Below are 13,687 nucleotides of genomic sequence, written 5' to 3' on the forward strand. Positions count from 1 at the left end.
CTGTACCTCGCGTCCGACGCGCACGCACACGCCGAAGGGCGGCACCCTCCTGACCGGGTGCCGCCCTTCGGGCATCGTGGCGTCGTGGAGCCGGGACGCGGCAGCGGCTACTTCCGCATGACCTCCGGCTCGTGGCGGCGCAGGAAGCGGGCCACGAAGAACCCGCAGATCACGCCGAGCACGATGAGCGCGCCCATGTCCATCGCCCACGCGCCGACCGTGTGCTCCCACAGCGGGTCGGTGTCGCCGGGCGTCTCCGGCGGGCTGATCCGGTTGAAGTCCAGCGTGGCGCCCGCCGCGGCGACCGCCCAGCGGGACGGCATCAGGAACGAGAACTGGTTGACGCCGATCGAGCCGTGCAGCGCGAAGAGACAGCCCGTGAACACCACCTGGATGATCGCGAACATCACCAGCAGCGGCATGGTCTTCTCGGCGGTCTTCACCAGCGAGGAGATGATCAGGCCGAACATCATCGAGGTGAAGCCGAGCGCCATGATCGGCAGGGAGAGCTCCAACAGCGTGAAGCCCCCGAGGACCAGGCCCTCCTCCGGCAGCTCCCGGCTGGAGAAGCCGATCACGCCGACCAGCAGACCCTGGAACACCGTGATCATGCCGAGCACGAACACCTTGGACATCAGGTACGCCGAGCGGGACAGGCCGGTGGCGCGCTCCCGCTCGTAGATGACCCGCTCCTTGATCAGCTCGCGCACGGAGTTCGCCGCGCCCGCGAAGCAGGCGCCGACCGCCAGGATCAGCAGCACCGTCGTCGCCGTACCGTTCGGGACGATCCGGCCGGTCTGCGGGTTGGGCGGGTTCGGCAGGAGGCCCTTGTCCGCGTCGATGAGCAGGCTGACCGCGCCGAGCACCGCCGGCAGGATCACCATCAGCGCGAGGAAGCCCTTGTCCGAGGCGATCACCGAGACGTAGCGGCGCACCAGGGTGGCGAACTGCGACATCCAGCCCTGCGGCTTCGGCGGCTTCATCGCCTGCATCGCCGGGACCTGTACGGACTGCGGGGCCACCGCGTCGATGTCCGCCGCGTACATCTGGTAGTGCTGCGAACCCTTCCAGCGGCCCGCCCAGTCGTAGTCGCGGTAGTTCTCGAAGGCGGAGAAGACGTCGGCCCAGGTGTCGTAGCCGAAGAAGTTCAGCGCCTCCTCGGGCGGACCGAAGTAGGCCACCGAGCCGCCCGGCGCCATCACCAGCAGCTTGTCGCAGATCGCCAGCTCGGCCACCGAGTGGGTGACGACCAGCACCGTGCGGCCGTCGTCGGCGAGGCCGCGCAGCAGCTGCATCACGTCACGGTCCATGCCCGGGTCGAGACCGGACGTCGGCTCGTCCAGGAAGATCAGCGAGGGCTTGGTCAGCAGCTCCAGCGCCACCGACACGCGCTTGCGCTGGCCGCCGGACAGGGAGGTGACCTTCTTGTCCTTGTGGATGTCCAGCTTCAGCTCGCGCAGCACCTCGTCGATGCGGGACGCCCGCTCGGCCGCCGTGGTGTCGGCCGGGAAGCGCAGCTTCGCCGCGTAGGTGAGGGCCTTCTTGACGCTCAGTTCCTTGTGCAGGATGTCGTCCTGCGGGACCAGACCGATGCGCTGGCGCAGCTCGGCGAACTGCTTGTAGAGGTCGCGGTTGTCGTAGAGGACCTCGCCCTGGTTCGCGGGGCGGTAGCCGGTGAGCGCCTTGAGCAGGGTCGACTTGCCCGAGCCGGAGGGGCCGATGACCGCGATCAGTGACTTCTCCGGCACGCCGAAGGAGACGTCCTTGAGGATCTGCTTGCCGCCGTCGACGGTGACGGTCAGGTGACGGGCGGAGAAGGACACCTCACCGGTGTCGACGAACTCCTCCAGCCGGTCCCCGACGATCCGGAACGTCGAGTGGCCCACACCGACGATGTCGGTCGGGCCGAGCAGCTGCGTGCCGCCCTTGGGGATCGGCACACCGTTGACGTACGTGCCGTTGTGCGAGCCGAGGTCACGGATCTCCATGCGCCCGTCGGGCGTCGAGTGGAACTCGGCGTGGTTGCGGGAGACCTGGAGGTCGGAGACGACGAGGTCGTTCTCCAGGGCGCGGCCGATGCGCATCACGCGGCCGAGGGAGAACTGGTGGAACGTGGTCGGGCTGCGGTCGCCGTAGACCGGCGCGCCGGGTCCGCCGCCGGGGCTCTGCTGGTGCGGGATCCGCGGTGCGGGCTGCTGCGGCGCGCCCTGCTGCGGCTGCTGGTGGCCGGCGTGCGCGGGCGGCTGCTGCGGCGGCGCCTGCTGCTGCCAGCCCGGATGGGCACCCGGAGCCCCCTGGGCCGCGTACGGCTGCTGCTGGGGCTGCGCCTGCTGCGGCGGCGCCTGGTGCGACGCCGCCCCGACACCGGTCAGCGTCACGCGCGGGCCGTCGGTGGCGTTGCCCAAATTCAGCGCCGTGTCGGAGCCGACCTCCAGATGGTGGATCCGCTGCCCCTGCACGAACGTGCCGTTGGTGCTGCCGTGGTCCACGATGACCCAACTGTGGCCGTTGAAGCTGATCGTGGCGTGCCGCCAGGAGACCCTGGCGTCGTCGAGCACGACATCGCCCTGCGGATCGCGTCCCAGGGCGTAGGTCCTGGACGGATCGAGCGTCCAGGTACGTCCGTTTGATTCCAGTACGAGTTCCGGCACTCCATGCCCCACTGAGTTGTCCCCCGAATTTCCCCCGTCGCAGGGAGTCTAGGGATGTCGAACATCGGGGGGCACTATTCCAGGGTCGCCCCCCTGACCGAAAGTCGGGCCTTGTCACGAGCCCGCACCAACGTTTTTCGACCCATCACGCCGACGGGGTTGAAATCGGCCCGGAGCGTGGTAATCCAGGCGAGGGGGACATGCGCGGCAACCGTGCCGCGCCGGGGACCGGGGGGTTCGCCATGGGGGCTGCCACGCGTGCGGGCACCGCGGAACGGGGCGCCGGGCGGGTGCCCTGGGCGGACGTCGTGATCTGCGCGGTCACGGCGGTCGGCTGGGCGCTGATCGGGATGGCCGGCACCGCGGCGCTGGGCCTCCGCCTGCTGGACGCGGACGCGGTGGGCGCCCTCGGGCCGATGACGGCGGCGGTGGTGGCGATGGCGGCCGGTGGCTCGGTCACGCCGTCCGCGGACGTGTCCGCGGTCGGACCGGTCGACGTGTCCGCGGTCGGGCTGCCGGGCGCGGAGGCGACCACCGCGCTCGGGGTCACGCCACTGGGCGTGAGCCTGGCCGGCGCACTGCTGCTGGCCCTCGTCCTCCTGCGGTCGCTGCGGTCGGCGGGGGTGGGAGGGACGGTCCCAGTGGCCGAACTGGCCGCCCGGGCCGGGGCGGTGGTCGTGCTGTGCGCGGCGGTGGCGGGCGGCCTGGTGTGGGCGGGCGACGACGTCATCATCGTCGACGGCGGCTCGCTCGGGCTCGGCGGTCTGCCCGGCTGGGGCGAGGGTGGCGGTCTGCCCGATTGGGGCGGGAGTGGCGGTCTGCCCGATCCGGGCGCGGGTGGCGGGATCGACTTGCCTGGCCTGGGCGGTCTCGGCGAGCCCGGCGGGGCGACGCCGGACGGAGCCGCTGACCTCGTGGGGGCGGAGGTCGCGGTGGGATACCGCGTCGACGCGGTGCCGACGGTGCTCGGCGCCGCGCTGTGGGGGTTCGGGGTGTCGGCCGTCGCCCTGGCCGCCTCGCGCCGTACGCCCCTGCCGCACGGGTGGGCGGCGGTGCACCGGGTGGTGCGCCCGGCGGTGTCCGCCCTCGTCACGGTGCTGCTGGTGGCGGTGGCGGCGGGGTGCGCGGCGGCCGGGTACGCGGCCGTGGGCGACGACCGGCCCCGGCGGATCGTGGGGGCCGCGCTGCTCGGGGCGCCGAACGGGGTGGGGCTCGGTCTGCCGTTGGGCCTGGGCGTGCCCTGGGACGCACGGGCGTCCGGAGCACTGCTCGGGGTGCTGCCGCATCCGCTGGACGAACTGCTGCACGGCACGTCCGGCGGGTCCGTCACCCTGGGGCGGCTGGCCGAACTCGACGGGCGGGTGTGGCTGCTGGGCGTCGCGTCCGCCGTGGCGATGCTGCTGGCGGGCGTGCTGACGGCGGTGCGCACACCGGTCGTGGGGACACCGGCCGCCTTCGCCGGACACTGCGCCCTGCGCCTGGGCGCCGCCGGCGCCGTCGCCCTCCCGGTGCTGGTACGGCTGACGCGGGTGTCCGTCGACGCCTCACTGACCGTCCTCGGCTTCGACGCCTTCGACGCCGGGCTGCTGCTGCACGGTGACACGGCCACGGCGCTGCTGCTGGGCGCCGTCTGGGGCGCGGTCGCCGGGGGCGCGGGGGCGCTGCTGGCCCGTGCGGCCGGCGCGGCGGGCACCCGGGCGGCACCGGCCCCGGCGGCACGGGGTGGCATCGGGGCCACGGGGGGCGACGCCGGGGCGGGGGTGGTGGGCTCTGGGGGTGTGGGGGGCGCGAGGGGGGCGGGAGACGCGGGAGACGCGAGGGGTGCGGGAAACCCGAGGGGTACGGTCGTCGCTGGGGGGTCCGGGCAAACGGGGCGGTGGGGGCCGGCCGGACCGGCCGGGTGGCCCCGGGAGGCCGGGGGGTCCGCGGGGTCTGGGGCATCCGGGCCGGTCGGGTGGTCCGGGTCGCCCCGGGGGTCCGGGGGGTCCGCGGACGGTGCGGGGTACGACGGCCGCCGTGAGGCCCCGGCGGCGGACGAAGCGTCTACGGGGCCTGGTGGGCAGGGCGAGGACCGGGAGGGCGGGGTGCGGCACGGGCCGTACACGCCGGGGACGCCCTACCGACCGCCGAACCCGGACACGAACCCGTATCTGCGGATGCCCGGGGCGGAGGAGACCGGCGGGCCGCATGGCGCTCGGCCGTCCGACGGGTGGCCCGCACCAGCGGAGGGCCGAGCGGAGGCGCAAGGCCAAGCGGAGGCGCACGGCGCCTGGGGCCCGCCCCGACCCGAGGCGCACGACCCTGGAGCCCCTTCCTGGCCGGATGCGCACGGCGCCGGGGACCCGGCCCGACAGGCTCGGCCGCGGGACGACGGGGACGCCGGTGCCAAGTCATTCCGGCGGCCGTCGTGGGTGCCCCCGCCACCGTCCGGGAGCCCCCGGCCGCCGGGCGCGGACCGGACTCGGCCGGATCCCGCGGAGCCCGCCCCTCCCGAAGGCTCCAGCGGCCCCGGCGACTCCAGCAGCTCCGGCGATTCCCGTAGCCGCTCCAATAGCCCTGGCAACTCCGGCGAGGACGACGTCCACGGGGCGCCCACCGTGATCCGGCCCGTCGAGCCGCCCCGGCGCGGACCGCAGGGCGGCGCCGCACGGAGGCGCACCCCCCGGCGACCGGACGACGGACCACCCCCTCCGCCACCGCCCCCTCCCCCGGCACCGCCCGGGTCGGGCGGCCGGGGCTGACCCGGGAGCTGGAGCCGGCCGCTTCCGGGGCTCCGCTGCAGGGTCTGCTGCTGCGGGGCTCCCGGCGTCCTGAGAACCTCCCGTCTCCTCTTCCCGGGCTCGGAGCGACCCATCCCGACCCTCCAGCCCTCCTGGCTCCACGGCCTCGCCCCCATGGCCCCATGGCCCCCAGCTCCCCGGCCCGCGTCCCCTCCCCGCCCGCGGAAACTGCTGCCGGACGGGCCGGACGCTCCCCCGTCACCGACGGCCCGGACGACGGCCCGGACGGCGGCCCCGACGGCGGTCACGGCCACCGCCGGGGGCCCGGGTCACGTCACTCCCGTCGTTCCCCCCAGCTGGTCCTCCCCCGAGGCGCCGGCTGCCCCGAGGGCCCGCCCTCGCCGCCCTTCCGGCGCTCGCGCCCGGCTGCCTGTCGGGCTGTCCGCCCCGCCGGTCGTCGGGCTGTCCGTCAGGCGGACCGAGGCGGCGAGGGGCACTGGGTGCCGGATACGGTAAGACCACCATGAGCGCATCGCAGACCACCGACGTACCCACTCTCCTTGTCAAGATCTTCGGCAAGGACAGGCCGGGCATCACGGCCGGCCTCTTCGACACCCTCGCCGCCTACTCGGTCGACGTCGTCGACATCGAGCAGGTCGTCACCCGTGGCCGTATCGTGCTGTGCGCGCTCGTGACCGAGCCGCCCCGGGGCCTGGAGGGCAATCTGCGGGCCACCGTGCACAGCTGGGCCGAGTCGATGAAGCTGCAGGCGGAGATCATCTCCGGCATCGGCGACAACCGTCCGCGCGGGCTGGGCCGTTCCCTGATCACCGTGCTGGGCCATCCCCTCACCTCCGAGGCGGCGGCGTCGATCGCCGCCCGCATCACCGACGCCGGCGGCAACATCGACCGGATCTTCCGGCTCGCCAAGTACCCGGTCACCGCCGTGGAGTTCGCGGTGTCGGGGGTGGAGACCGAGCCGCTGCGCACCGCGCTGGTGACCGAGTCCGCACGGCTCGGGGTCGACGTGGCGGTCGTCGCGGCCGGGTTGCACCGGCGGGCGCAGCGCCTGGTCGTCATGGACGTGGACTCGACGCTCATCCAGGACGAGGTGATCGAGCTGTTCGCCGCCCACGCGGGCTGCGAGGACAAAGTGGCCGACGTGACGTCCGCGGCCATGCGCGGGGAGTTGGACTTCGAGCAGTCCCTGCACGCCCGGGTGGCGCTGCTGGAGGGGCTGGACGCGTCCGTGGTGGACAAGGTGCGCAGCGAGGTCCGGCTGACGCCCGGTGCGCGCACCCTGATCCGCACGCTCAAGCGGCTGGGGTACCAAGTCGGCGTGGTGTCCGGCGGGTTCACCCAGGTCACGGACGATCTCAAGGAGCGGCTGGGGCTGGACTTCGCCCACGCGAACACGCTGGAGATCGTCGACGGGAAGCTGACGGGCCGGGTCACCGGGGAGATCGTCGACCGGCCGGGCAAGGCACGGCTGCTGCGTCGTTTCGCGGCGGAGGCGGGAGTGCCGCTCTCCCAGACGGTGGCGATCGGCGACGGCGCCAACGACCTGGACATGCTGAACGCGGCTGGTCTCGGAGTGGCCTTCAACGCCAAGCCGGTGGTGCGCGAGGCGGCCCACACGGCGGTCAACGTGCCCTTCCTGGACACGGTGCTGTACCTGCTGGGCATCACGCGCGAGGAGGTCGAGGCGGCGGACACGATCGACCTCGGCTGAGCGGATCGCCGCCCTCCCCACCGCACACGGACAGCCGCACGGGACACGGCACGGCCCGGACACGCACGATACGCCGCGTGTCCGGGCCGTGCACCGTGTGTGAGAGGTCCGGCACCGCTTCTCACCGGGTGCGGCACCTCTTCTCGCCGGGTGCCGGACGCCCGTCAGGCGCGGGACGTCACTCGCTGGGCGCCCAGTAGTCGACCAGCGTGGCGACGCCCGGCTCCAGGGACTTCCAGGAACCGGTGAAGGACAGCACGGCGAAGGCCGCGGCCGGGTATCCCCGCCGGTTCATCCGCTCGCGGGCGTCCGCCTCGTCGGAGCCGGCCAGGATGTCGGCGAGGCCCTGGATGCCGGGGTTGTGGCCGACCAGCAGGACGTTCTGCGCGTCGTCGGAGGTCTCGTTCAGCAGGGCGATCAGCTCGCCGGGCGACGCCTCGTAGATCCGCTCCTCGTAGACGGTTTTCGGTCGCTGCGGGAATTCCTGGACCGCCAGCTTCCAGGTCTCCCGGGTGCGGGTCGCGGTGGAGCACAGGGCCAGGTCGAAGGCGATGCCGGAGTCGGCCAGCTTGCGACCGGCGACTGCCGCGTCCATGCGGCCCCGCTCGGCGAGCGGGCGCTCATGGTCGTTGACCGGGGGCCAGTCGGCCTTCGCATGCCGGAAGAGGACAATCCTGCGGGGTTCTGCGACGCTCATGTCATCCAGCTTCGCATGAAACAGGCCACGAGGCGCAGGGAGTTGACGGCCCTCCCCCGGAGGGCTCACCGGCCCATGAGCTGCTGCGCGCGTTCGACGAGATGCGCTATCGCGGGTTCACCGCCCGCCGCGTGGGCCTCGGAGGGGTTCAGGACGAGCGTCAGCAGCGCGACGAAGGCGAGCGCGGGCAGGGCCAGGGCCCACCAGGGCAGCCGGGTATTGGGGCCGCCGCCCTGCGGGGCGGGGCGGGGCCGGGGATGGGTGCGTGCCGTCATGAGGGCCTCCGCTCCGCGAGGAATCCGTTCCGATGACCGCGTCCCGCGGCCACATCTCGAAGGTACGGACCCGACGGGCACCAACCCATCCGGTGATCCACCCACTTGACCCTGAGCCTGTCCCCCTAGGGGATACGGGGGCGAGCCCTACCACGCGCCGGACGGCGCGGATCCCCGGGGCGGACGGCCCGGGGCGGACGGTACGGCCGAGGCGCCGGGGCGAAGGGGAGCACCGGACGGGCGGAACGGCAGGGGCGGTGGGCGCCTCCCCCGGAGCGGCCGGTACCCGGGAGGCGCCTCCCGGCGACGACGGGGCCGCCTCGGCCTCGGTCGGTCGGGACGGCCGGGGTGACCGCGCAGGACAGCCCGGACGTCCACGCGCGATCCCCGGGGCGACCGCGCGGGACATCTTGGACGTCCGCGCGGGACCGCCGGGGCCACCGCACGGGACGGTCCGTGCGTCAGGGGGCGAGGAGGCTGGCGACGACGCCGATGACGATGAAAATGGCGAAGAACGAGCCGAAGACCAGGAGGAGCTTCTTCTGGCCGTTCTGCGGGTTCGGGTCGAGGACTGGCATGGGGCCAGTCTCGCATCCCCGGCGCGGTGCCCCGGTGCGGGGGCGCGCTCAGCGCGCCGTCTCCTCCTCCACCGTGCGGGGGCGGCCGGCCAGGTAGCCGAACACGGTCTGCGGCACCAGCAGGGCGGCCATCAGCCCGATCGGGAGCCCCCAGCCGCCGCTGTGCTGGTAGAGCACACCGACCAGCAGCGGTCCCGGGATGGAGATCAGGTAGCCGGTGCTCTGGGCGAAGGCGGACAGCTGGGCGACGCCGGGGCCGGTCCGGGCCCGCATGCCGACCAGGGTCAGCGCGAGCGGGAAGGCACAGCCGGCGATGCCCAGCAGCAGCGCCCAGGCCCAGGCGCCGGCGGCCGGGGCGAAGTGGAGACCGGCGTACCCGGCGAGACCGCTGGCGCCGAGCACGAGCACGATCGGTCCCTGGTGGGGCAGCCGGGTGGCGAGCCGGGGTATCACGAAGGCGAGCGGCACGCCCATCACCATGGTGACCGCGAGCAGCAGTCCGGCCGTGCCGGCGGGGACGCCGGCGTCCCGGAAGATCTGCGGCATCCACCCCATCGTGATGTAGGCGGCGGTGGCCTGGAGCCCGAAGAAGACGGCCAGGGCCCAGGCGGTGGGGCTCCGGGAGATGCGCGGCGGGGCCGCCTCCGCGCGCGGGCCGGGCACGGAGGCGGGCGCCTCCCCGGCCGGCGTCTCCCCGGCTGGCGCGGCTTCAGCGGACGCGGCCTCGGCTGGCGCGGCCCCAGCGGACGCAGCCCCGGCGGATACGCCCCCGGCAGGAGCACTCCCGTCGGAAACCGCCCCGCCAGGAGCGGTCCCCGACGCCGCGGCCTCCCTGGCTCCCGCCTCCTCGGGCGCACCGCCGACCGCCCGGCCCCGGCCCCGCCCGCCGGAGGTGTCCGCACCGCCGACCGCCCGGCCCCGGCCCCGCCCGCCGGAGGTGCCCGCGTCGCCACCCCGCACGAACGCCAGCCAGGGCAGGACGGCCGCGGCGGCGAGGGCGGACCAGAGGACGAGTCCCGACCGCCAGTGGCCGCCGAGCAGGTCGGTCACCGGCACCGTGACGGCGGCGGCGGTCGAGGTGCCGAGGGCGAGGGCCATGGAGTACAGGCCCGTCATGGAGCCGATCCGGTCCGGGAACCAGCGCTTGACGATGACGGGCATCAGGACGTTGCTGACGGCGATGCCCATCAGGGCGAGCGCGGTGCCCGCGAGGAACCCGGCCGTGCCGCCCGCGAAGGGGCGGACGAGCAGGCCGGCGGCGATGGCGGCCATGCCACCGCACACCACCGCGCCGGGACCGAAGCGGCGGGCGAGGCGCGGGGCGGTGACGCCGAAGACGGCGAAGCACAGCGGGGGCACGGAGGTCAGCAGTCCGGCCACGCTGCCGCTCATGCCGAGCGCGACGCGGACCTCCTCCAGCAGGGCGCCCAGACTGGTGATGGCGGGCCGCAGGTTGAGGGCGGCGAGGACGACGGCCACGACCAGCAGGCGGGCGGTCCACCCGCGCGGGCGGGAGGAGGGAGCCGGCCCGGGGGTCCGGGGTGATGGCGGTGCGGGCCGGGATCGACCGGCCGGGGTGTCTTCGGTCGTCGTGGACGCGAGCGCCCGGGTCTCTTCACCAGCCATGAAACCCATCATAGAATCATGGGATGATTGCCGGTCCAGTGTCCGGCCGCCGCCCGGCGGCCCCCCGTGTGCGAAGGTGAGCCATGCCCCTGAGCCATCCGCGTCGCGCGGCCCTGTCCGAGCAGGTCATCGCCGCACTGCGCGCGCAGATCACCACGGGTGAGTGGCCGGTCGGCTCCCGCATCCCGACCGAGCCGGAGCTGGTCGAGCAGCTCGGCGTGGCACGGAACACGGTCCGCGAGGCGGTCCGTGCCCTCGCGCACAACGGTCTGCTGGACATCCGCCAGGGGTCGGGCACGTACGTGGCGGCGACGAGCGAACTGGCGGGCGTGATGCACCGCCGCTTCGCCGACGCCGATCCCCGGCACGTGGCCGAACTGCGCTCCACGCTGGAGTCGGCCGCGGCACGGCTGGCCGCACAGCGGCGGACGGAGAAGGACCTCAAACAGCTGGACGCCCTGCTGCTGCGCCGCGAGGAGGCGTGGGAGTCGGGCGAGGCCGAGGCGTTCGTGACGGCGGACGCCACCTTCCACCTGGCGGTGGTGGCGGCCTCCCACAACGACGTGCTGACCGCGATGTACGCGGACCTGGGCGAGGTGCTGCGGGACTGGCTGCGCGACGACGTGGGCGCGGAGCTGTCCCCGGAGACGCACATGGAGCACGGGCGGCTGGTGGACGCGATCCGCGCCGGTGACGCGGCGGCGGCGGCCGAGGTGGCCGCCGCCTATCCGCTGGCGTGCCGTCCGGGCCGGGTCACCGCTCCGCCTTCCGGTGGCTGACCCAGGCGGCGCCGACCTCCTTCCAGCAGCGCCCGGTCAGGCGCACCGTCTGCGCCGGCCCGGCGGCCACCGGGGCGCTGTCGGCGTCGAGGTCCCACCAGCGGACGCACTCGACGTGCAGACTCACGCGGTCGGTGACGGGATAGGGGTTGTGGCAGTACGCGGTCACGCTGGAACCGTCCACCCGGATCCGGCAGGCGGCGCCGAACGGATCGTCCGCGGCCGGTTTCCGGGGCGCGGGCTGCGCGGACCGCACGGCAGTGTGCGGGAACGCCTGATACGGCAGGGCCAGGACGAGGGCGGCGGCAAGGGTCGCTGAGGCCAGACGGTACACGCGCACGACGGGACCTCCTCGGCGTGGCTGGGGAGGGCAGAAAGCGCGACGGACGTGTCCTCCACGGTGCCTGGTCCCGGGTCCCTCGCGCCCGGATTGGTGCGCCGTTCGGGTGAACGGGACGGACTCGCCTCGGGCGGTACGACCATGCCCCTGAGCGGCCCGGACTGGCCTCGGGCGGCACGACCAGGCCCCCGGGCGGTACGGACGGACCCGCGCCGCGAAGCACGGCGCGGGCCCGCCCCCCCTTGGGGCGCGGGCCCGTGTGCCATGTGCCGTGTGCCGTGTGCCGTGTGCGGCCGGGGTGGACCGGGCGCGGTCCCGGCGGATCAGGCGCCGACGGCGTGCAGACCGCCGTCGACGTGGACGATCTCGCCGGTGGTCTTCGGGAACCAGTCGCTCAGCAGGGCCACGACACCGCGGCCGGCCGGCTCGGGGTCCTTCAGGTCCCACTCCAGCGGGGCGCGGGTGTCCCACACGGAGGCCAGCTCGGCGAAGCCCGGGATGGACTTGGCCGCCATGGAGCCGATCGGGCCCGCGGAGATGAGGTTGCAGCGGATCTTCTGCTTGCCCAGGTCGCGCGCCATGTACCGGTTGGTGGCCTCCAGGGCGGCCTTGGCCGGGCCCATCCAGTCGTACTGCGGCCAGGCGTACTGCGCGTCGAAGGTGAGGCCGACGACGGAGCCGCCGTTCTGCATCAGCGGCAGGCAGGCCATGGTCAGGGACTTCAGGGAGAAGGCCGAGACGTGCATGGCGGTGGAGACCGACTCGAACGGCGTGTTGAGGAAGTTGCCGCCGAGCGCGTCCTGCGGCGCGAAGCCGATGGAGTGCACCACGCCGTCGAGGCCGCCGAGTTCCTCGCCGACGACGTCCGCGAGACGGCCCAGGTGCTCGTCGTTGGTCACGTCGAGCTCGATGACCTTGGTGGGCTTGGGCAGCTTCCGGGCGATGCGCTCGGTCAGGGTGGGCCGCGGGAAGGCGGTCAGGATGATCTCGGCGCCCTGTTCCTGGGCGAGCTTGGCGGTGTGGAACGCGATGGAGGACTCCATCAGCACACCGGTGATCAGGACGCGCTTGCCCTCGAGAATTCCGCTCATGTCGTTCAGTGACCCATTCCCAGTCCGCCGTCAACGGGAATGACGGCTCCAGTGATGTACGAGGCGTCGTCGGAGGCGAGGAACCGCACCGTCGCGGCGACCTCCTCCGGCTGCGCGTACCGGCCGAGCGGTACCTGCGACACGATCTTCGTGCGCTGCTCCTCGGTGAGCACCTTGGTCATGTCGGTGTCGACGAAGCCGGGCGCCACGACGTTGAAGGTGATGTTGCGGGACCCCAGCTCACGGGCGAGGGAGCGCGCGAAGCCGACCAGGGCGGCCTTGGAGGCGGCGTAGTTGGCCTGCCCCGCGGAGCCCGCCAGGCCGACCACCGAGGAGATCAGCACCACGCGGCCCTTCTTGGCGCGGAGCATGCCCCGGTTGGCACGCTTCACGATGCGGAAGGTGCCGGTGAGGTTGGTGTCGACGACGGAGGTGAAGTCCTCCTCGGACATGCGCATCAGGAGCTGGTCCTTGGTGACGCCGGCGTTGGCGACGAGGACCTCGACCGGGCCGTGCTGGGCCTCGATCTCCTTGTAGGCCTGCTCCACCTGCTCGGGGTCGGTGATGTCGCAGCGGACCGCGAGGAAGCCGGCCGGCGGCTCACCCGAGCGGTACGTGATGGCGACCTGGTCGCCGGCGTCGGCGAATGCACGGGCGATGGCGAGGCCGATGCCCCGGTTGCCTCCGGTGACGAGAACCGAGCGGCTCAACGGATCACCCTTTCGATAGCGGTCGGAATCCCCCGCCCGAACACCTGGATGACAGGCGGCTTCCCCGAAAACCTATCGTTCGGGAGACGCCCCGGGACATTCGGGCACCGACAGTGGCGCCCATGGGCTCCTGTCGGGTTCCTACAGTCGGTCGCCGCGGTCGGTCCGCCGTACTCCGGTGACCGCCGGGTCGTCCGGGTGCCCGGCGCGGAGGTGTCCGGGTGGATCAGCGGCCGTCCACGTCCACGACTCCGAGGACAGGCACATCCGGCGCCTCGTCGTCACGCCGGCCGCGTGGACGGCGTTCGCGGCACTCGTGGTCGGCGTGCCTGGGGACGGCTGAGTTCGCGTCGTACGTGACGGCCGGCGGGTGGGTACGGGGATCGCTCCGGTACCCACCCGCCGGCCGCCACGGTGTCCGCTCGCCGGTGGGGCGAGGCATGGTTCACTTCCTGCGACGGTCACCACAGGCAAGCCCCGAAGGGATG

At 73.7% G+C, this 13,687-nt stretch carries 12 protein-coding genes; 4 read left to right on the forward strand and 8 right to left on the reverse strand.

Features of this window, described 5'->3' with window-relative positions; translation table 11 throughout:
- Nucleotides 1-107: 107 nt before the first annotated feature.
- Nucleotides 108-2,651 (reverse strand): FHA domain-containing protein, encoded by a 2,544-nt coding sequence (locus tag AB0F01_RS00075; RefSeq protein ID WP_362090148.1) that lies wholly within the window; start codon nucleotides 2,649-2,651, stop codon nucleotides 108-110.
- A gap of 242 nt (nucleotides 2,652-2,893) precedes the next feature.
- Between AB0F01_RS00075 and AB0F01_RS00080 the strand changes: the two genes are divergently transcribed.
- Together AB0F01_RS00080 and serB are read left to right on the forward strand one after the other, a co-directional pair.
- A complete protein-coding gene (locus tag AB0F01_RS00080; RefSeq protein ID WP_362088815.1) occupies nucleotides 2,894-5,392 on the forward strand; it encodes a streptophobe family protein in 2,499 nt (832 codons plus the stop codon).
- A 502-nt stretch (nucleotides 5,393-5,894) separates the two neighbouring features.
- Entirely contained in the window at nucleotides 5,895-7,103 is a 1,209-nt protein-coding gene (gene serB / locus AB0F01_RS00085; RefSeq protein WP_362088816.1) for a phosphoserine phosphatase SerB, read from the forward strand.
- A 178-nt stretch (nucleotides 7,104-7,281) separates the two neighbouring features.
- On the opposite strand, the gene AB0F01_RS00090 is transcribed toward serB, so the two are convergent.
- The 4 genes from AB0F01_RS00090 to AB0F01_RS00105 all read right to left on the reverse strand — a co-directional run bounded on the left by AB0F01_RS00090 (nucleotide 7,282) and on the right by AB0F01_RS00105 (nucleotide 10,279).
- Nucleotides 7,282-7,800, reverse strand: a complete 519-nt coding sequence (locus AB0F01_RS00090) for a histidine phosphatase family protein (protein ID WP_362088817.1) — start codon at nucleotides 7,798-7,800, stop codon at nucleotides 7,282-7,284.
- A 65-nt stretch (nucleotides 7,801-7,865) separates the two neighbouring features.
- Nucleotides 7,866-8,075 carry a hypothetical protein gene (locus AB0F01_RS00095; RefSeq protein WP_362088818.1) on the reverse strand — a complete coding sequence of 70 codons (210 nt, stop codon included), beginning with the start codon at nucleotides 8,073-8,075 and terminating at the stop codon, nucleotides 7,866-7,868.
- A 461-nt stretch (nucleotides 8,076-8,536) separates the two neighbouring features.
- Complete coding sequence (locus tag AB0F01_RS00100; protein ID WP_362088819.1) at nucleotides 8,537-8,653, reverse strand: SGM_5486 family transporter-associated protein; 117 nt, start codon at nucleotides 8,651-8,653, stop codon at nucleotides 8,537-8,539.
- A 48-nt stretch (nucleotides 8,654-8,701) separates the two neighbouring features.
- Nucleotides 8,702-10,279, reverse strand: a complete 1,578-nt coding sequence (locus tag AB0F01_RS00105) for an MFS transporter (RefSeq protein WP_362088820.1) — start codon at nucleotides 10,277-10,279, stop codon at nucleotides 8,702-8,704.
- An 83-nt stretch (nucleotides 10,280-10,362) separates the two neighbouring features.
- Between AB0F01_RS00105 and AB0F01_RS00110 the strand changes: the two genes are divergently transcribed.
- Complete coding sequence (locus AB0F01_RS00110; protein ID WP_362088821.1) at nucleotides 10,363-11,058, forward strand: FCD domain-containing protein; 696 nt, start codon at nucleotides 10,363-10,365, stop codon at nucleotides 11,056-11,058.
- On the opposite strand, the gene AB0F01_RS00115 is transcribed toward AB0F01_RS00110, so the two are convergent.
- From AB0F01_RS00115 to fabG, 3 genes are all read right to left on the reverse strand, one after another.
- Nucleotides 11,033-11,398, reverse strand: coding sequence for a hypothetical protein (locus AB0F01_RS00115; protein WP_362088822.1), 366 nt, complete (start codon nucleotides 11,396-11,398; stop codon nucleotides 11,033-11,035). The two genes, AB0F01_RS00110 and AB0F01_RS00115, sit on opposite strands and share 26 nt — an antisense overlap.
- Before the next feature lie 323 nt (nucleotides 11,399-11,721).
- Complete coding sequence (fabI, locus tag AB0F01_RS00120) at nucleotides 11,722-12,489, reverse strand: enoyl-ACP reductase FabI (protein WP_362088823.1); 768 nt, start codon at nucleotides 12,487-12,489, stop codon at nucleotides 11,722-11,724.
- A 5-nt stretch (nucleotides 12,490-12,494) separates the two neighbouring features.
- Nucleotides 12,495-13,199, reverse strand: a complete 705-nt coding sequence (gene fabG / locus AB0F01_RS00125; RefSeq protein WP_362088824.1) for a 3-oxoacyl-[acyl-carrier-protein] reductase — start codon at nucleotides 13,197-13,199, stop codon at nucleotides 12,495-12,497.
- Between the two features lie 178 nt (nucleotides 13,200-13,377).
- Here fabG and AB0F01_RS00130 point away from each other — a divergent pair, with 178 nt between their 5' ends.
- Nucleotides 13,378-13,542 (forward strand): DUF397 domain-containing protein, encoded by a 165-nt coding sequence (locus AB0F01_RS00130; protein ID WP_362088825.1) that lies wholly within the window; start codon nucleotides 13,378-13,380, stop codon nucleotides 13,540-13,542.
- Nucleotides 13,543-13,687: the final 145 nt, after the last annotated feature.

This window comes from Streptomyces sp. NPDC029526 (genome assembly GCF_040637405.1).
GTDB lineage: Bacteria > Actinomycetota > Actinomycetes > Streptomycetales > Streptomycetaceae > Streptomyces.